The sequence below is a fragment of the Caballeronia sordidicola genome (assembly GCF_000729995.1).
Lineage (GTDB): Bacteria > Pseudomonadota > Gammaproteobacteria > Burkholderiales > Burkholderiaceae > Caballeronia > Caballeronia sordidicola_A.
The window spans coordinates 129268-147336 of record NZ_JNFG01000009.1 but is presented as its reverse complement, the minus strand read 5'-3'; the positions used below and the strand labels follow the sequence as shown (position 1 = coordinate 147336).

Genomic DNA, 18069 nt, shown 5'->3' with positions numbered 1-18069 from the left:
AGTGCGTCGATGTGGGGCCGTAGGACCGCGATACCGTAGTCGTATAACAGAAAGAAGAGTTTCGTTGTTGTTCCGTTGTCGGAGTGGGCATAGCGTTCGTATCGAGAGCGCTGACCATCATCGGATTTCGAGCCACTACCCGTCGCATTTCCATACCACCTGGCAGGGGAGGCTTGCGTCCCGGTTAGTGCTCGGAAGGGCATCGTTGCACCGGGTGCGCCAAATCGACTTCCCGAGCCGCCCAGGCGTCCGCTATAACTTGTACCGCGTTTGGCCTAGGCCGCTAGGAGGTGAAAGAAGGTCCGTGTTGACTCAGAAGAAACCTTGCGCCGATTGGACTTAGCGAAACGATGAACATGGGCATGCCCCTACGCGTATTACCTTGCTCGAGACGATGATTCCCTGGAAATACAGGGCGTGGAGTCACATTTCCGTTGACGAATGAACGACGGGGTCAAAGCACGACATGAACATGAAGGAAGCAATAGCAGATAGGGTGGGGAAGTACAGTGAGGGGGAGACAACGGAAAATGACGCTGAATAGAAAATTGTGGGCGATGGTGGTGGTGCTGTGGTGTGGGCTGCTGGCGATCGGCGCGATGGGCGCATGGCAAGCTCACGAGCGCTTAGTCGACGATCGCAAGGAGCAATTGCACTATCTGGTGGATGAGGCGCTGACGCTAGTTGGCCACTACCAGAAGGCCGCGCAGGACAACAAGATGTCGGAGAGCGATGCGAAGCAGCGTGCGCTCGCGGCGCTGTCGGCGATCCGCTACGGCACGGACGGCTACCTGGCAGTCGTCGACGGGAAGTCGGGGGTGATGCTGATGCATCCGATCAAGCCGGAACTCGATGGCCGCGACATGAGCAACTTCACCGACCCGGCCGGTAACCATCTGTTCCAGGAAATCGCCGAGGCAGACCGCAATGGCGGTGGCTTCATCAGCTACGTATGGCCGAAACCGGGCAGTGCCGAGCCGGTCTCGAAGATGAGCTACGCTGGACACGTGCCCGACTGGAACTGGGACATCAACACCGGCATGTACATGGACGACATTCGCGCGGCATTCGTCTCGTTCCTGTTACGCTGGGCGGCCATGACCCTGATGCTCGGAGGGGTGGCGACTACGCTGATGCTGGTGGTAGTACGCAGCATCCGGCGCAACCTGGGCGGTGAACTTGAAGACGCGGTCGCGGTCGCGCGGCGCATCGCCACCGGGAACCTGACGCAGCGCGTCGCGCTGGACGGCAGCGATCGCGTGAGCCTAATGTATGCTCTCGCCACCATGCAGTCGAGCTTGATCGAGACAATAGACCACGTGCGCCGCAGTACCGACAACATCAACGTAGGCGCGTCGGAGATCGCGACGGGCAACGACGATCTGTCGCGACGCACTGAGCAACAGGCCGCGGCGCTCGTACAGACGGCGTCGAGTATGGAAGAGATGACCGTAAACGTGAAGCGCAACGCCGAGAGCGCGACGCATGCAGCGCAGATGGCTGAGCAGGCGGCAAAGGTTGCGCTGCGCGGCAGCGAGGTGGTTGACGACGTTGTGCGCACGATGGGAGAAATCACCAGCAACTCGAGGCAGATCGGCGACATCATCGGCGTGATCGACGGTATTGCCTTCCAGACCAACATCCTTGCTCTGAACGCAGCGGTCGAGGCCGCGCGCGCCGGCGTGCAGGGGCGAGGCTTCGCGGTGGTTGCCTCGGAGGTGCGCGATCTCGCCCAGCGCTCATCTGCGGCAGCGAAGGAGATCAAGGCGCTGATCGAGCAGTCGACCGGTGCGGTCGAGGTCGGTGCCACACTGGTCACCAACGCCGGCACGACGATGGGTGAGATCGTGCAGTCGGTACGGCGCGTCAACGACATCCTCGACGAGATTAGTCACGCGTCGACCGAGCAAAGCGCCGGCATCGACCAGGTAAATCGCGCAGTCGGCGCGATGGAGCAGGTCACCCAGCAGAACGCGGCGCTCGTCGAACAGGCCGCGGCCGCCGCGCATTCGCTAAAAGATCAGGTTGATGCGCTCCGCGATGCGGTCGGTACGTTCTCCGTTCCGGTCGTATAAACGTGGTGCTCGAACCACTGCATCGACCGTCATCAAGTGTCTTTCAAATGTCTTGTGTGGCTCGCTCGACATAGTGAGTTGGATCGCCCCATGAAACCTGGCCATCGCATGCGCAGGGTATCGGCTCTGCGCCCCTTCAGGAGATGACTCGCATGACTGCTTTCAGCCGCCGCAAATTTATTGGATCTCTCGCTGCAACCATGCCACTCGCTCTTACAGCGGGCCGTGCATTCGGCTTCTCCGATCAAGGTATCGTGGGAACCCAATCGGCAATTTCGGCAGAAATCGCCCAGGAAAAAACCTGGGCTTTTTTTCGAGCGTTCTATCAGGATTGGAACAGCGGAAATCCGAGCCCCGTGCTCGCACGTCTGACTCAATCGAGCGCAGTGTCGTTTTCCGATGCCACCATTAATATTTTCTTCCAGGGAATCAATACCTTCGCTCCTGTGCTAGATCAGCTGTTCAGTAGTGAGTTGCACGTGCTCGGCACTGCAAACGTCGTCACTCCCTTCCGTGTTACGGGCGACATCAACTTCGGCGCCATCGTTGAGCAGGTCACCGTACGCAATGCCTTTTTTTCTACGAACGGAGGGACGGAACAGAGAGTATTTGATTTCGACAACGGCCTGGTTGTAAGGATGACAGACTACTGGGACTCCAGAGAACTCGGTGAGAGCGACATCGTCGGTCCCGCAGTCACTCAAGGCGTCGCATTCCCATTTGCTCCAGTCCACCCTGGCGGAACACCCCTCTCCTCGAGTTCGCTCGCGGCCCCCGGGAAACTTGCCCTCACGACCAGCGCGACAGGCCAGCCCTCTGCATCTTCAGAGATGATCGAATTCGCGAAACGGTTTCACTCCGCTCTCAGCAGCGGCGACTTCAATGCGATTCAAGCGTTCTTCACTGATGATGCGATTTACGTCAATCCGTTGCTTCATCAAGGTCCTGTCCTCTATGGGAACTACAACCAGACGATACAGATTCAGGGACTCGAGCTAATTTCCAAATTGTTTTTCACCCTTCAGGGAGAGCTTCCGGACTGCTTCGGCTCAACACTCCTGCACATCGTCGGCGGGCGAACTGGCGGGGGCTTTGAGTGGAAGGCCGGAGGTCCATATTCCAATACCGGCGTGAATCGCAACGGCCTCAATGGTTCCACAGCCATAGAGCTTTACAACGGAAAAATTCGCTGGATGTCGGTGAAGTTCGACACCTACCAGCTTCAACCGTCGTCGTATAACTTCATCCGATCAAAGCTGCTCGCTGCCGGAATCGTTGATCAGGATGAGCAGCGTTTGCAGCAAGGATAGTTAACTATTCACAGGATCCACGATGCTGCGCTAGGTCCGAGGCGCTCCTCGAAGATCGCCCTGTGTTTGACCCGACACTCTTAGCCGCTATCCCGACTGGGCATGTTGCTGTGTCCGGTAGGGAGTGGCTAGAAAACGGAGATCTGGTTTGGAAACTCAAGTCGTCATTGTTGGAGCTGGACCGGTAGGTTTGACACTTGCATCGACCTCGACAGGCGGGGCATTGCGTGCGGGAGCATTGATAATCATATAGCCAGCCTGAGCCGCGTGCCGAGAGGCGCGGGGGTAAAGTCAAGGCGGGGTGAGCCCCTTTTACTTGACGGAGGCCGAGATGAAATTCAGCGGAATAGATCTGCACTCGAATAACAGCGTGGTGGTATGGTCGCACCATGAAGAAGCCTCCGACCGATTGACTGGAGGCAATTGGCCATTCAAAAAGAGCTATCTAGAAGAAGAGGATTGCGCTGTAATCTCCGCGGAATCGAATTCTTGTCTATACGGATCCCGGCTCTCCGATGGCCCATTGACGTCCGTTTTAACTATCTGTTTTTCAACGTAGGACCAGAGCTGCTCGGCGGCTCGACCTCGCTGCTTGCCGGAACGGTACAGACGTATTTCCAGTTCGGTAGTCCAGGCATCAGAGCTCGCCCTGACAAGCGTGCCGTCGCTCAATTCCTTGGTTATGCAGCTCTCCGGTAGCCAGCCGATACCGTGACCTGCTACCACCATGCCTTTCAACGCTTCGGACATATGGGTCTCGAAGCATCTATACAGAGCGTACGGCTCGGTTGCATTCAGCAATAGCATTTCGACCACGTTCCCAAGGAATGCCCCCGACGAATAAGCCAGCAAAGGCAAAGGCTTGCCGCTTTTTCCAGGTAGCTCGAATAATGGTTTGCCATTGCTGTCGGCGGCAGAGACCGGCAAGACCCGCTCGACGCCGAGTGTAAGAAAAGGAAAGAGATTGGGGTCCAGTCCAAGGGGAAGCTTGGGATGGTGGTAGCCCATCAGCAGGTCGCTGTCACCGGCGAGGAGATGTTGCACGCCCTCAGGGACATTGACCGCCTGGACCCGGGCCATGATGTCGCCGAATTTGCCGTTAAGCCGTTTGAGCCAGTCCGGGAAAAGCGTGAACACCAGCGTATGAGCGACCGAAAAATGAATCACATGATCGCTGTCGGCAAACTGTTCATAACCGCCGACCATATTACGGGCAGCATATATGCTCTTCAAAATGTCCGTTGCCAGGCTCCGGAACATCCGGCCCGCGGGTGTGAGCGAGATCGGGTTGACGCTGCGGTCCACCAGTTTCGTTCCCATCCATGTCTCGAGCGCGACAATGCGCCGGCTGAATGCCGACTGCGTTAAATCACGGCTGCGGGCCGACCGGGAAAAGCTTTTTGTCTCCGCGAGACTGAGAAAATCTTCCAGCCATTTTGTTTCCATAGTCATCGCTCTTTAAGGACGTCGACCGCTGACATGGGTCAATAAGTTTGTCTAGCGTGCCACAGGTCGACTAACTGCCAATATCTATTTTCGAATGGCGTTAGTCGAAAATTGAATAGACATTGCACCCGTCAATTTGGCACCCTAATTTTGAGCTTCCCTAGAAGGTACTGTTGACAATAAGCAGGTCCAGATGAAAGCAGCGGAGAGCGCAACGAATGAGAAGAATCGTTCGGATAGCTTATCGTGGCGGGTACAGTCAGAAGATTCCACTTTTTCAGAAAGTAGGACTGGCAACCACTTATTCTTTGAGTAAACACACTTCTCTCTATGCGACGGGCGTTTATGAAAAATTTGGGGGCTGCGACTCGAGCAGATGTCTTTGATAGCGCCATTGGAAGTGCATCATCAAATAACCATCAGGCTGTGTTGCGCGTTGGGATGTATCACAAGTTCTAGAGCTCCATTGGCAAAATTACGCAGCGAGATCGCCGGAGCTGAAATTCAGGCCAGCGATCTACCGCTTTGAAGAAAATAGCGAGCCCATTCCACCTTCTCGAAAACACGATACTTGACAATGCCTACTGCGAAACAGTCACGAGCAAACCAGATTTGCGATATGGAGAATTCGCCGACAATGAATAGGATAGCCGCAGCGAATCTGGCGAACTCATCCGACGCCGATGTTTGGCGTTGGTTTTCAGGATTAGTCGACGAGGCTCGGCTTATTTGGTGTCGTGCCAACGGTGTCTGGCTTGTAACGGTCGACCATCGGCATCGAGCGACTAATGTTTCGTTTGATGCCGCGATCCGCGAAGCCAAGAGGGCATGTCAGCCGGCTATTATCGGTGAGGCGGTTTGAATCGTCTCGACTTACCACATATCTTCTGAGCCGCCCCACAACGACAGACAGTCGAGCAGCCATTTGGAACGCTCAAGTTCTGGAGGGGTTCCGCACACTTCCTGACGAAGACGTTTCCGCGTGTTCGAACCGAGGTGAGCCTTCACGTACTAGCGTACAACTTGAAGCGAGCAATGCATATCCGAATGTCCTGGGTACGAAGTCATCGATAGACGCGGTGACTACGTAAGAGCGTGCACCGTGCCGCTATAAATCAAAAAAAGCGACAGAGTTGCTCCCGTCGATCGCGTCCACCCGGACCCTCGCCGATTTGCTCTGCCCGTTTCTTCACAACCTCGGTCGATTCCGAGGTCTGGCCGGGATTCGCAAATATCTGAAGCTTCAGATATTGACGATTACCCACACCGGCAGATTAGGCAAAGCGACGGCCAGGGAACCGCCTGGAGCACGAAACCCCGGCCGCCATCGGTCCTGTACTCCGGCGATCCCAGAAAAGCTACGCCGCGCCAGCCCGCACGGGAGGCACAGACACGCCACACATGCGCTCGCCCGCGGTGCCGAGTTCACCGCCGTACGCGACAACTTGGGCCACGCGTCGATCGCGACGACCTCGATTTATCTACAAGGAGACGAGGTCAAGCACGCCAGGCAGATGAACCAAGCATTCGGCACGCAGTAGCTGGATCCGGCCACACTCGCGGACGGCTTAGCATGGTTTAAATTCCGAATTCTGAAGCCGCCCCTTATGGAGAAAGTTGACGGGCCGCTGCGGGTCGACTTCGGCCGATCGTGTTCCCATAAACAATCGGTCGATCAGAGGGGAGCAAGCGTCGGTCGAGTGGGGTCAGCCAACGCGATCCAGTCGTTTTAGGAGGACGGGTAAAGGTTGCATGGCGGCGATAGCGCTCGTTATCATGTCCAGCGTGTCAGTTGCCCACGGGAAAATCTCGTTCCACACCGTTAGCGATCCCAGATAGCGCATCACGAGCGCGAAGCTCAGGACGATTCCCACGACGCTGGCAGCATTGACCAGCAGCACGAGCACCATGATTCCAAGCAGTCGGGACCACGTCATCGTTTCGCGTTCCTTTTGCGCGCGCGATGGTGTCAAGGGCCGTGAGGAGACGTCCCGGGCTGGGCGCAGCCTCAATCAAGAATTCGTCAGTTGGCGTGCGCTCGGCATAGACTTGCACCGGAGCACGAAGTGGTCTCGGTACGTTTTCACGTCGGTGAGGTACTGCTTCCAGCCTGCGAGGTCGAGCCCGACGGCCGCGAGCAGCGGCGTGCGGAATGCGGTGCGCGCTTCGGTGCCCTGCACGCAACAGCAACTTCGTCGATATCGCGGTGCTCGAGTGGTGCAAGCTCTTCGCCGACTGGGAGGCCCGCCATCACTGGCGACGCCTCACTTCGGACAAACGACCAGTGTCTCTGAAGCCACAGACAAGTCGATATGGCATCGGCGGCACCGGCGCGCCGAGCGACGCGCGTCAAAACTTGCCGGTGTCGACTACATTGCCAGAAGCCATCGGGCGTACTCGAACCCGCGGATGATGGGCTCGGTAGTGATATCTACCTCATGACTTTTCTCCTTGGGCTGCGTCAGGCGTCATGCGTCGGCCGCAGCGGTCACACGTGCACGTGGCCATTTCCTGGACCACCTTGCCCTGATACTCGATCATGTCCTACTCCTTCGACCAGCTTGTGTCATTCGTCCAGTCGGGCGGCAGGAGGCCCAGTTGCCGCGCGGTGGCTGCGGGCAGACGCAACAGTACCGTGCCCGCGACGTTGCCCCTCGGGCTGCCGATCATCGTCACATCGGCCTGCATGCCCTCGACCTCCAGATAGACGACGTCCGCCGGCTCAAACAGCTCCGTATAAACTTGCCAGCCCGGTAGATCATCTTCCTTCTGCTGGAACCGGATCGTGGCTTTGGTGCCCATGATTTGCCTGTGATCGCGTGATGGAATGGCCAGTGTAGCGAACTCACACAGACAGATTCCGATCGTAACCGAGATAAGGACGGCAATAGTTGGTGGTCCGAGGGTCAACCGCGCGATATGTGCAAAGGTAGCAAGAGATGTCCGGCAGCCTGTAGTGGACATTCTCATAGGCTCCAATGAAGTCTCCCAGCAGGTCGACAAGCGGGGCAACTGGATGTTTTTCATCGGCCCCGCCGGCATCAAGCAGCGCATTGAGAGCCCGTACCGCCTCGTGATATTCACGGTCGTCCGTGATGGGGCGCAGGGGCACCTTCGCCGTCAGCGCTGCGAAGTGCCCGGAGATTTCCTCGATGTCACGCGCAGAAAGTGCCATGTTCCGTAGTCCTGTCTGGGGGAACAATTCGATAGCATTAGCTGCACAGCTAAATCGGCGACATCACCTAAACCAAAAGGCGCTCAACAGCGGTCGCGCAGGCGGAAAGAGCGGCGGCGTCAATTACCCACCGACGACCGGACATCGAAGTTTTCCTTGAGTCATCGCCTCGTTGTAGATCGCCCTGGGCGTGCGCCGTTCGCTCCGTTCAGGATCGCCATACCATTTCCGGGCGCGCTGACTGCTCGGTCTGCGCCGATGGCCCCGGGCTGAGCCGCAACCACAAGAAACAGGTAGGCAGGTTACCGCGATAACCAGGGTTATCACCGCCAGCATCATCGAGTTCCTCTACATACTGTTTGATCAGTGTTCTTGGTTCAACTGCTCAATGCGCCGGGAGAGAAGGGCCTAACGTATTTTTTGCGCCCGGTGTCGACATGCTCTCTGACATTTTGTCGCCCGTCTGGGAAACTGAGTGACTTCTGTGAGCGATTTGTCGCTCTCCCAAATGCTGAAAGTGTTGTGGTTAACCAGAGTGCCACGCGACCTGGGCACCCAAGAATCGAAAACGGTGAGTTTCAAACCGGCATTCGGAATCCGCGGCTTGCGCGAGCGAAGAAGCGGTCCGAATCCTTGCTCTTTCACCTATCGGACAAATGCGACGGGAATTTAGGGTTTTTTTAGTGCTGAATTTGGGGCGCTCCAGCGGGTTCAGAGAACAGTCGAGCAAACGGCCTGCCCTTCAGGTCGCGGCAGAAATGGAGTAGCAGGGGGGGTGGCGGGGATAACAAAATCAATGAGTTAGCGAAGCGCTTTGTCGCACTGTGCGACAAAGCGGCGCTTATGATTGGATGTTAGGTACGTGTGCAAGACCCCTAACGGGGATTCCCGAATGGCGGCGAGCGGATATGCAGTGGACGGTACGAGGGTTCCGCTAAGGGAACCCGGGATTGGGACTACCAGAGTTTGAGAGAGTGTGCTGCGGCGTACAGCACGACGCAGCAGGTGAACCATACGAGAGGATGCGTCGCGGAGACCATAAACCGCTTCGCTTCAGCCAGACATCTGATCGCGTGCCCCGTTGCCTTTTCCAAGAGTCGCGCGTCTTCAGGTGGTAGTGGCGGCAGAGGCGGCTTGCCAGCGACCGCGTCGGCGATCACCGCCGCATTGTCCCTGATGATTCCAGTGGCGGAGGACGTCATCTCTTTTGCTAGCGCTGATGACGCGGCAGCGTTTCTCTCCCTCTCTTCCTTGAGATCTTCCTTGAGTAGAGGCGTCAGCTCGGCGTATATATTGAGGATGACTGCCTTCGAAATGGAGGCGGCCAAAGCCTTCTCCGCGATCGAGTGGCCCCGCTGCGCTGCAAGGGTGGCATCTTGCCGGTCCGTCTCCCTTTGGATGGTGGCATCGTGAAGAGTCTGGAGGGTAACGACAATGCGATCCACCTCTTCCAGCACAAGATACAATTTCGCCCCTTCGACTGTAAGAGGCTGATCGTGCGCCAACCGCAACGGTCCGTTCATGGTGATCTAGATGGGAATATCAAGCGCTTCGAAGGCTGCTTCGGTGAAGACAGCTGCCCCTCTGGCCCACTTCTGCAGCAAGGCTCGCTCAGCGGCTTTCGCAGCTTCCTTTTCACGGCCGTTGTGACGAAGCTGACGCGACTGCGTCAGAAAGTCGATCCCTGGACTGAGAGCGTCGTTCCACGAAACCCCTTGGGACGCCATTTCATTGAAGACGTTCAGGTCTGGCAGGATGCAAGCTGGGTCAATCCAAAATTCCTCATGCTGTTCTTTGTATGCGAAAAGCCGAGAGTATTGTGCCGTAATTAACTTCTTTGGCTGAGAGCGGTTTAGAACGAGACGGTATTGTTCTGGCGCAAAACCGAGGGCCATCAACTGCTCCCATGCATTGATGGCTTCATCTTGCCCGCGATCAGTGGTGTCGGCAACCGAGACGACGTAGTCGAAGTCTTCCACCATTCGGTCGACGGCCATCCGCTTGAGGAATACGTCCAGAGCGGACTGTCCGATGTCGATGACTGCGTTGTGTGGGTCGTTTGTAAGCGCTTTTTGGAAGTCTCTCAGGTCATCCTGCTCGGCCAGAAAGCGCTGCACCTTAATTCCATACCGCGCAGCGTCCTGGTTGAAGGACTCAATCGAATAGAAGGAGCCGTTGAGGTGCGGGTGCAGCACAACAGCACCAACCGTGCTTTTGCCGATCGTTCCTACCTGTGCAAGGAGGAGAATTCGAATCGGAGTGAGAGGAAGGGCGGGCACCGCAAGAGAGGTCTTAATGGGCGATGTCGGCGCCTGGGTACTTTCGGCAGACGTGGGGGCGACCAGAGTCGGTTCTGACATACTTTCTTCCTCATCAATGGTTGATTGCCGCGCGCCCATCAGGCGCTAGCGAGGTTGTTCGCGTCGTTGCTGCCGATCCGCTGCTTTAAGTGCCTCGGACCGTTCGTCGAGTTCTTGCGATTCCGTTTCAGAGCGCCGTGGCATTGCCGGCGCAGACAAGAATGCCATGAGCTTGCTAGCGTCTCGGGCGCGAGGCTGCGACTGCTCAATGTTAGGAGCCTGTCCGTGCGGAGTGGGCTGAAATGCAGGTGTTTCTGATGCGTCATTTGGGAAAGGACCCTGGCTTTCATGGCTCGGCAATTCGGCAGGTCCCTGCTCGGGAGCCTGTTCTTGCAACTGTCGCGGCAATGAACCTTGTTCTCCCGAGGTCCGAGTGAACCCTGTCTCCTCTCCAGCTCCACGAATAAAAGGAGTCGCGCCTTGGTGTGGCGAAGACGTGATTACAGTAGGCGGTTCTAATGGCGACGCAGAATGATTTTTGTCCCCCTTAGTGGGACGGGTTTCCTTCGAAAAGTGACGCTTGCAAAACTCCCATATGGACTGGACGGTGACGGTCACTCCATGTACGTCACCAAGGTACTTGCGCATCGTATTGAATGACGCATCGGCGACATAGAGGACGCGAAGGTCCTCTATGTGCGGAGCCAGTTTGCTATCGACCCGCGCTGCCGTTCGCTTCAAATAATCGTGGACGTCCATAGGTAGCCAATTCTCAAGGAATTGCGGTGTTGGGTTGTTCTTCCGCCTTTAGCGCTCGCCCGCAACATGCCTGCCCCACGCAGGATTGGCGGCGACATGTTGGTCCGCACGGCTGGGTGTATCAGGGTTGTCATCCGGGCTAGCATCAGAGCCGACAGGGATGGCATCAGGAGCATCAGGTCTATCATCAGGGCTGGTATCAGGGACATCAGGACTCTAATCAGGGCTGCTATCAAGGGCCTCAGGTCTCGCATCAGGTCTCTATTCAGGGCTCGTTTCAGGGGCATCAGGAATATCATCAGGTTGTTGCTATTCTCAAAGTTTTGGTGGCGCGATATATTCTGAAAGTGACGCCGAAGTGAGCCTTTTTCCCAGCTTGCAAAGGTAGGACACCTGTGATTTACTCCAGCCATCGCACGCGTCTGCCATCTGCGCGACCCGTCCGAACCGGTTTGTGCGCCGCTCTGCGGCATGAGGGGATCTGAACTCGATCAGGTCGCCGCCCCGTGGTCCACCCGTGTTTAGCGCAAGCCATTGCCTCTGCACGCATGAAGTGAATGTCCAAAACGCCGCTCGGCGTTTTTTTTGAAGCAAGGGTAGTTCATCAACAGTTCCAGACAGAGGTAAGGCAAACCCCTTACCCAGTGCGGACGAGCGGGCGGTTGTCAAGACTGCGCCACGACAGACACGCTTCGCATACCGCTGGAACTATCCCGAGATAAGAGGCTTCTGCCGTCCCCCGCGACGGGCCGAGATATCGCCAGCCATGGCGAGTCGCGGAGGGCCCCGCCTGCTGAGGCAGGATCATTAACCGATGCACATCCCATCGCACCGAACTCGCGGCTATCAATGCCAGCGGGAGGATGTAGGCGTGGCTCCCCTCTAAAGGGCCGGCACCTGTCCAAGAATCTCTCTCGGACTAGGTAACCCCACACCCGTAAGGCTGGGGCGGAAGTGCTGGAGCAGTTGGACTGGAGCCGCACGCCGAATCGCACGTTTTTAAGACACCCGCCTCCACGGGCCCGTCCACCACGATGTGAAATGCGGGAGCAAACCGGCTCTCCATGCCCGAAGTAGTACAGGTCGGGCGAAACCAGACCAGAGCGAGAACTGGGACGGTGATACCGGTGCAGGCATTTCTGCGTTTTGTGCGCTAGGCGAACACCTCCACGCTGAGGTGGATGCGTAGCTATGCGTATCGCGGCGGGAATGGTTGCGACCGCAACGGGTAGCGGCACCACGCCGATGCCCATATTTCACAATGTGGAGTTGAAGATGTCGACGAAGAACCAACTGCCCCCGGTTGAAGGATTTCGCCCAGATGGCCAACCTGCGGAGACTGGCTGGAAAGCCATTCTCCAAGGGATCATCAACCAATATGGGGGGACCCGCGTCAACGGAAAAGTCGCGTCGCACCGCACGAAAGAGCACAACTCGATTGTGCTCGAAGCAGGTATGAAACTGCTCCACGGCGAGCTGGGGATGCACATCAAGAATCCGTACAACTTGGGTGAGAGACACATCGCCCGTATGGTGCATCACTGGTGGTACGTGCAGCAAAAGGCACCGAAAACCATTGCCGGGGACTTATCGGTCTGGCGGAAATTCGCCACGTGGATCGGGAAAGAAGGGATGGTCAAGACAATGGCGGACTACCTTCCAGATGTCCCGGCTAAGGATCTGCGGATATCGGCAATGAAGAAGGTCTCGCCCTCGTGGGCCGAATCTGGCATTGATGTCCAGGCCAAGATCGAGGAGGCATTTCTGGAAGACGAACGCTTCGGGTACATACTGCTCACTCAACTGGCGTTTGGCTTGCGCGTGCAGGAAGCACTTTGCCTGAAGCCTCACAAGGCAGATCACCGCAATGGGCTGAAGGTCTACGGCAGCGACGGCCCGAAGGGCGGTCGCGACCGGTTCCTTGAAATTCGTTGCATGGAGCAGCGCATGGTGCTGGATGGGTTGAAGCGCATTACCACGAAGCGCGGGTACCTCGGCTGGAGCAAGAACGCACACGGAAAGGAATCGACGCTCGAGTCCAACATCGATCACTACTACTACTGCCTGCGCAAGATCGGGATCACCAAGGAGCTCGCAAACGTGTGCGGTCATGGACTCCGCGCACAGTTCACAGAAGACGGCATGATGCTGAAGGGCATGTTGCCGGCGACGCTCGGCGGAACCGCAGACCAGATGCCCAAGGAGGATCAGGACCGCATCCTCGCACAGTTGAGCGAAGACCTCGGTCATAGCCGCATTCAGATTCTTGGCGCGTACGTGGGCGGCATGGCTCAGGCACGGCAGGAGAAGAAGGCCGCGGAGGCAGCAAAACACGCCGCCCCATCGGCGCCGGGAAACACGGTGATTGGAGTGCCTGCGGATCCGGAAGTTTCGGTTGCTGCCGGTAACGATTTGTCGTAGGGCCGCCTGGAGGGATCGCCCTCTTCATCGTCTGGCGTGGCCCCAGACAGTCCACAGTCGTCCATTCAAGCAGAACGGTCGACCGGCAAGTCAAAAGTACTGGATGCGCGTCAAGGCAAATTGCCGCCTGAGGAACCTCTCTCGTGGTTCCTCAGGCGGCGCAAAAAGTAAAAGGCCCAAGAAGTGCGGCTGGGGGTACGTCCAATCATTCACTCGCTCCTCGATGCGCTAAAGGGTAGAGTGACGCGAACGTATCCGAAAGGCCGGCCGTGACCATCAAATTGCGTCAGGATAGCCCTGGAACTGCTAGGATGATTTTCCAACGGATCGTGATTTCGCTGTTGAACCCAACGACTAAGCGGGAGTTCAGTCCATTTTGTAGTCCCATGGATGACGGCAAGTACCTGTCGGTGCTGATGATTTTGTCCGGAGAGCGGTCTTTTTTGAGTTCAATCTGTAGTCACTAAAATATTTGAATTTTTATTGAATTCGCCTATATTTAAGTGCATGACAGCACGAACTGGCACCGCTCACGTCGTCACTACGACCCGCAAGTACAAGGATCGGGTCTACCGCACGCACCTGCTGCGGCGCAGCTACCGCGAGGGCGGCACCGTCAAGAACGAGACGCTGGGCAACATCTCGCACCTGCCCGAGCCGCTGATCGAGATCATCCGTCGCTCGCTGCAGGGCGAGACCTTTGTGCCTCTGTCACAGGCCTTCGAGATCACGCGCTCGCGTCCGCACGGCCATGTGCAGGCCGTGGCAATGGCGATGCAGCGCCTGGGGCTCGCCTCGTTGATCGCCTCTAAGCCCTGTCGCGAGCGTGAGCTGGCGCTGGCCATGGTTGCCTCGCGCATCGTGGCACCCCACACGAAGCTCGCCACCACCCGCTGGTGGCACACCACGACGCTGGCTGAAGACTTCGGCGTGGCAGATGCCAATGAGGACGATCTGTACGCCGCCATGGACTGGCTGCTCGAGCGCCAGGACGCGATCCAGAAGAAGCTAGCCTCGCGCCATCTGTGCGATGGTGGCTTGGTGCTCTACGACTTGTCGTCGAGCTACTTTGAGGGCACCACTTGCGAGCTGGCCAAGCTCGGCTACAACCGCGACGGCAAGAAGGGCCTGCTGCAGGTCAACTACGGCTTGCTCACCGATGCACGTGGCTGCCCGGTGGCGGTGTCGGTGCACGAGGGCAACACGGCCGACAGCCGCACCTTCATGCCCGCGGTGCACAAGTTGCGCGAGGACTTCGGCATCGAGCGCATGGTCATGGTCGGTGATCGGGGGATGGTCTCGCAGAAGGCCATCGATGAGATGCGCGAGACCGACGGCATCGGTTGGATCACGGCCCTCAAGAGCGCATCGATCCGTGCGCTGCTCGAGCAGGGGCATCTTCAGATGGACTTGTTCGATGAGCGCAATCTGCTCGAGCTGAGCTCGCCGGACTACCCCGGTGAGCGCCTGGTGGCCTGCCGCAATGAAGCGCTGGCCCGGTTGCGCGCGCACAAGCGTGAGGAGCTGTTGGCGGCCACCGAGCGCCACCTCGAGAAGATCAAGGCCCGCGTGGACGCGGGTAAGCTCAGTGGGCAGGACGCGATCGGTGTGCGGGTGGGCAAGATCATCAATCAGTACAAGGTGGCCAAGCACTTCGATCTGAGCATCGCTGACGCAGCCCTGAGTTGGGCGCGCAAGCAAGACGGCCTCGCCAGCGAGGCGGCGCTTGACGGCCTGTACATCGTTCGCACCTCCGTGCCCGCCACGCAGATGGATGCGCCCGAGTGCGTGCGCAACTACAAGTCGCTGGCTAACGTCGAGCGGGCCTTCCGCTCGATCAAGACCATCGACCTGAAGGTGCGCCCGATCCACCACCGCAAGGCCGATCGGGTACGCGCGCACATCTTCCTGTGCATGCTCGCCTACTACGTTGAGTGGCACCTGCGTGAGGCATGGCGCGAGTTGACCTTCGCCGATACCGAGCAGCAGGCCAAGGCCACGCGCGACCCGGTGGCGCCAGCCCAGCGATCCGCGTCGGCACAGGCCAAGGCCGCTACCCATTGCCTCAGCGACGGCACGCCAGCACACAGCTTCGCCACCTTGATGGCCGAGCTCGCCAACCTCGTGCGCAATACCTGCCGCACGCCAAACGCCGGGCCCGACGCACCCACTTTCGAAATCACCACTAACCCCGAGCCCAGGCACGAACGTGCTCTCGCCCTCGTCCAAACGATCCGCCCGTAGACAGAAAACCGAACCCCGATTTCCAGCCGAACCCTTGAATCACAAAGAAAACTCGTCTCCCTCATCGCGGAACTTCGGACTAAGGAAACAAGACTTCGCCTTGAGCGAACAAAGATTTCACAATTGATAGTGTAGGGCGCGAACTTATCCATCGCGCTGCACTTGCTAGCTGCGAGGGCGCTGTGAGCTATCAGGTGCGGCCGAAGTAAGCGGCGGCTCGCCGCCCTAGACCCTTCGGCACGCCCACAGGTGGACAGAGACACCGGACCAAAACCCGTACGTGGCGGGGTAGGATTAGTCGGTGATTTCGCGTTACGCGAATTCGTTGAATCTTGTTCCAGCAGCCATTTCACGGGCTAAAACGTGCGTTTGCACCGTTCTGATTTGTTAACACTCACGCGTTGGAAACGATGGAGAGACTACGTGAGCGCATCGCCGTGATAAGTGTCACAAGCGAGAAAGGAGACATGCACTTTACGTTCTCGGCTAACGTCGCGAGTCGCCGCTTAGGCCCGTCGGTTGACGATACGATCGTTTGGGCCGATCGCGCATTCAATAAAGCCAAGGCGGCGGCCCGTAACCGTGTCGAATTCGCAGACGATGCAAACGGCGCCTAGACACAATGGTCGCTGCTGAGTGAACGACGCGAGAGCTTGTCTCGGATATCGTGGGGTTGCGCACCGAGAGGTGCCAAGCCACATCTGCCTGGACGAGCCAGGAACCGGCCTTCAGGAAATGGGCCATGGACTAGGTTCTCAAGTTGTCGGATCTGACGTGCACAAAGACAGCATCTTGATTGCGGTATGCGAACCCGGCTGCGAACTTGAGCGGTTTGCGGGCACCATGCAACATGACGCGGGCTATCACAGTGAGTCTCCCAAAGCGTCCGAATCGGTGATGTCAATTGCGATGTCGATTCAAATCAGAGCAACACGATTTGTCGCAATAGTTCCAAGGCTTTCATTTCATCTAGGCGACCAGTACGTGCTTTGCCCGCGAGTGTCTTTATCAGCGCTTCCGCTATCGGTTCAATCCCTTGTAGATCGTCCGAGCCGGTTGCCGAAGTGAGACGGTGCGGCTCCGTGATGATCCGCGTTACGGGGGCTGGGGCGAACTGCTGACGGGCGGTGGAGGTCAAGACATCGTTATCAACGGTTTGCCGAGTCACGGGATCGGCAGCGGATGGGGCCGCTTGGTTTAGTTGCCCCATGACCACGTTCGTCTCAGCCGCGACGCCTGTTGGACCGCCTGTGCCATTCGCATCAGGGAGTAGGGCGAGTCGAGTACCCGCATTTTTTGCCTTCGTACCCGCAGGCTTCTTCGCCGCTGTCGCTTTTGGCTCAATCGCGGGCGGCAGTTCTTGCTGATCGGATGCGTGGCGACGCGACGGGGGAACAAGCAAATCCGACACCGACTCAGGGACGTCCGTGACTGAACGCGGAGCGTCCAACCAGCCAGTCGGCAAACCAAGACGTTCGGTGAACCGGTTTGCTTCAGCATCATCCATACGTTTCTGTCCATAGAAACGATTGGCCATGTTGGAGTCGCTGATTTCCATCACTGCGCCGAGCCGCACCTTCGATCCTTTGCGGGACGTGAGCACGTGCAAGTTGGCGCGACGAATGTTTTCCAAAGCGGCGACGTCGTTCAACGGCAAGGTTTGCTGAGCCCCCGACTTTGAAGACGCTTTGACTTTCGCAGGTGCCGATTTCAGTGGGGTTGCTGTGGCAGGCTTCGCCGCCGTAGTGTTGCTCTTCGCGACGGTCCTTGGCGACCCACCATTTGTCTTCTTTGGCATTTCTGATTCTCTGGGCAAGCGATCGGTGAGGGTAGAGTGCTGATTGGCCTGTGTAACAGAAGCCGGCTTCAATACTTGCTCGTACGCAATTTCCGGTTCGGCGTTCGCATGAATGAAGTCAAGTGGTGACCTCAAGCGCCCAATGGTCTCGGGTGTAAGGACAGGATTGGGCTGATCGAAAAACCCATCGGGTAGCCCAAGCGTCGTTTCGATATGAAAGGCTGTCTCAGGTGTGAATCTCTCGCCATTCACCAATTCGGCTACGCGCGTTAAGTTGGAGTCGAGTCCCAGTGCGATGTTCTCCGCGCCCACTGCATCTACCAACAACTTAAACGAACGTGTTTTGAAAATGGACGCCGTGTGGGCCGGGTCTCGAGTAGGTGGAGCTTTTACGTATGGCTTGTTCTGTCGGTGGGATGTCGCTTTTGCAGGTTGGCGCGATTGACGCTGGCCTTTGTCTCGAGATCCCGAGTATCGCCCGTGTGCTTGACTCATAAAGTGGGGCTCCCCGCCGTGAAATCACTATCAGTTCGCGCATTAT

General features: G+C 57.6%; 11 protein-coding genes and 1 pseudogene. 5 read left to right on the top strand and 7 right to left on the bottom strand.

Annotated features, from left to right (window positions below):
- Positions 1–530: 530 nt before the first annotated feature.
- Both FH08_RS0110115 and FH08_RS0110110 read left to right on the top strand, forming a co-directional pair.
- Entirely contained in the window at positions 531–2075 is a 1545-nt protein-coding gene (locus FH08_RS0110115) for a methyl-accepting chemotaxis protein (RefSeq protein ID WP_031358204.1), read from the top strand.
- A gap of 152 nt (positions 2076–2227) precedes the next feature.
- Positions 2228–3385: a nuclear transport factor 2 family protein gene (locus tag FH08_RS0110110; RefSeq protein ID WP_031358203.1), complete on the top strand. Its 1158-nt coding sequence runs from the start codon at positions 2228–2230 to the stop codon at positions 3383–3385.
- Between the two features lie 441 nt (positions 3386–3826).
- Here FH08_RS0110110 and FH08_RS0110105 read toward each other — a convergent pair whose 3' ends face one another.
- Positions 3827–4831, bottom strand: coding sequence for a LysR substrate-binding domain-containing protein (locus FH08_RS0110105; protein WP_051888070.1), 1005 nt, complete (start codon positions 4829–4831; stop codon positions 3827–3829).
- Positions 4832–6171: 1340 nt separating this feature from the next.
- On the opposite strand from FH08_RS0110105, the pseudogene FH08_RS52935 reads away from it, so the two are divergent.
- A pseudogene (locus tag FH08_RS52935) lies at positions 6172–6372 on the top strand (tyrosine-type recombinase/integrase); the annotation flags it as partial.
- 165 nt (positions 6373–6537) lie between these two features.
- On the opposite strand, the gene FH08_RS0110095 reads toward FH08_RS52935, so the two are convergent.
- The 5 genes from FH08_RS0110095 to FH08_RS0110070 form a co-directional block, all read right to left on the bottom strand.
- Complete coding sequence (locus FH08_RS0110095) at positions 6538–6768, bottom strand: hypothetical protein (RefSeq protein ID WP_031358200.1); 231 nt, start codon at positions 6766–6768, stop codon at positions 6538–6540.
- A gap of 607 nt (positions 6769–7375) precedes the next feature.
- Complete coding sequence (locus tag FH08_RS0110085) at positions 7376–7633, bottom strand: hypothetical protein (RefSeq protein ID WP_031358199.1); 258 nt, start codon at positions 7631–7633, stop codon at positions 7376–7378.
- 43 nt (positions 7634–7676) lie between these two features.
- A complete protein-coding gene (locus FH08_RS0110080; protein WP_051888069.1) occupies positions 7677–8006 on the bottom strand; it encodes a hypothetical protein in 330 nt (109 codons plus the stop codon).
- 956 nt (positions 8007–8962) lie between these two features.
- Positions 8963–9529 (bottom strand): hypothetical protein, encoded by a 567-nt coding sequence (locus tag FH08_RS0110075; RefSeq protein ID WP_152602784.1) that lies wholly within the window; start codon positions 9527–9529, stop codon positions 8963–8965.
- 6 nt (positions 9530–9535) lie between these two features.
- Complete coding sequence (locus tag FH08_RS0110070) at positions 9536–10366, bottom strand: hypothetical protein (RefSeq protein ID WP_031358196.1); 831 nt, start codon at positions 10364–10366, stop codon at positions 9536–9538.
- Between the two features lie 1974 nt (positions 10367–12340).
- Here FH08_RS0110070 and FH08_RS0110060 point away from each other — a divergent pair.
- Positions 12341–13486 carry an integrase domain-containing protein gene (locus FH08_RS0110060; protein WP_160172451.1) on the top strand — a complete coding sequence of 382 codons (1146 nt, stop codon included), beginning with the start codon at positions 12341–12343 and terminating at the stop codon, positions 13484–13486.
- Between the two features lie 507 nt (positions 13487–13993).
- Positions 13994–15730: an IS1634 family transposase gene (locus FH08_RS0110055; protein ID WP_031358193.1), complete on the top strand. Its 1737-nt coding sequence runs from the start codon at positions 13994–13996 to the stop codon at positions 15728–15730.
- Positions 15731–16652: 922 nt separating this feature from the next.
- Here FH08_RS0110055 and FH08_RS0110045 read toward each other — a convergent pair.
- On the bottom strand, positions 16653–18023 hold the full coding sequence (locus FH08_RS0110045) for a hypothetical protein (protein WP_031358192.1): 1371 nt from the start codon (positions 18021–18023) through the stop codon (positions 16653–16655).
- Positions 18024–18069: the final 46 nt, after the last annotated feature.

Bases quoted from the DNA above. Each gene is read 5' to 3' on its own strand.
- FH08_RS0110115 (WP_031358204.1), top strand. From the start codon at position 531: ATGACGCTGAATAGAAAATTGTGGGCGATGGTGGTGGTGCTGTGGTGT.
- FH08_RS0110110 (WP_031358203.1), top strand. From the start codon at position 2,228: ATGACTGCTTTCAGCCGCCGCAAATTTATTGGATCTCTCGCTGCAACC.
- FH08_RS0110105 (WP_051888070.1), bottom strand. From the start codon at position 4,831: ATGGAAACAAAATGGCTGGAAGATTTTCTCAGTCTCGCGGAGACAAAA.
- FH08_RS0110095 (WP_031358200.1), bottom strand. From the start codon at position 6,768: ATGACGTGGTCCCGACTGCTTGGAATCATGGTGCTCGTGCTGCTGGTC.
- FH08_RS0110085 (WP_031358199.1), bottom strand. From the start codon at position 7,633: ATGGGCACCAAAGCCACGATCCGGTTCCAGCAGAAGGAAGATGATCTA.
- FH08_RS0110080 (WP_051888069.1), bottom strand. From the start codon at position 8,006: ATGGCACTTTCTGCGCGTGACATCGAGGAAATCTCCGGGCACTTCGCA.
- FH08_RS0110075 (WP_152602784.1), bottom strand. From the start codon at position 9,529: ATGAACGGACCGTTGCGGTTGGCGCACGATCAGCCTCTTACAGTCGAA.
- FH08_RS0110070 (WP_031358196.1), bottom strand. From the start codon at position 10,366: ATGTCAGAACCGACTCTGGTCGCCCCCACGTCTGCCGAAAGTACCCAG.
- FH08_RS0110060 (WP_160172451.1), top strand. From the start codon at position 12,341: ATGTCGACGAAGAACCAACTGCCCCCGGTTGAAGGATTTCGCCCAGAT.
- FH08_RS0110055 (WP_031358193.1), top strand. From the start codon at position 13,994: ATGACAGCACGAACTGGCACCGCTCACGTCGTCACTACGACCCGCAAG.
- FH08_RS0110045 (WP_031358192.1), bottom strand. From the start codon at position 18,023: ATGAGTCAAGCACACGGGCGATACTCGGGATCTCGAGACAAAGGCCAG.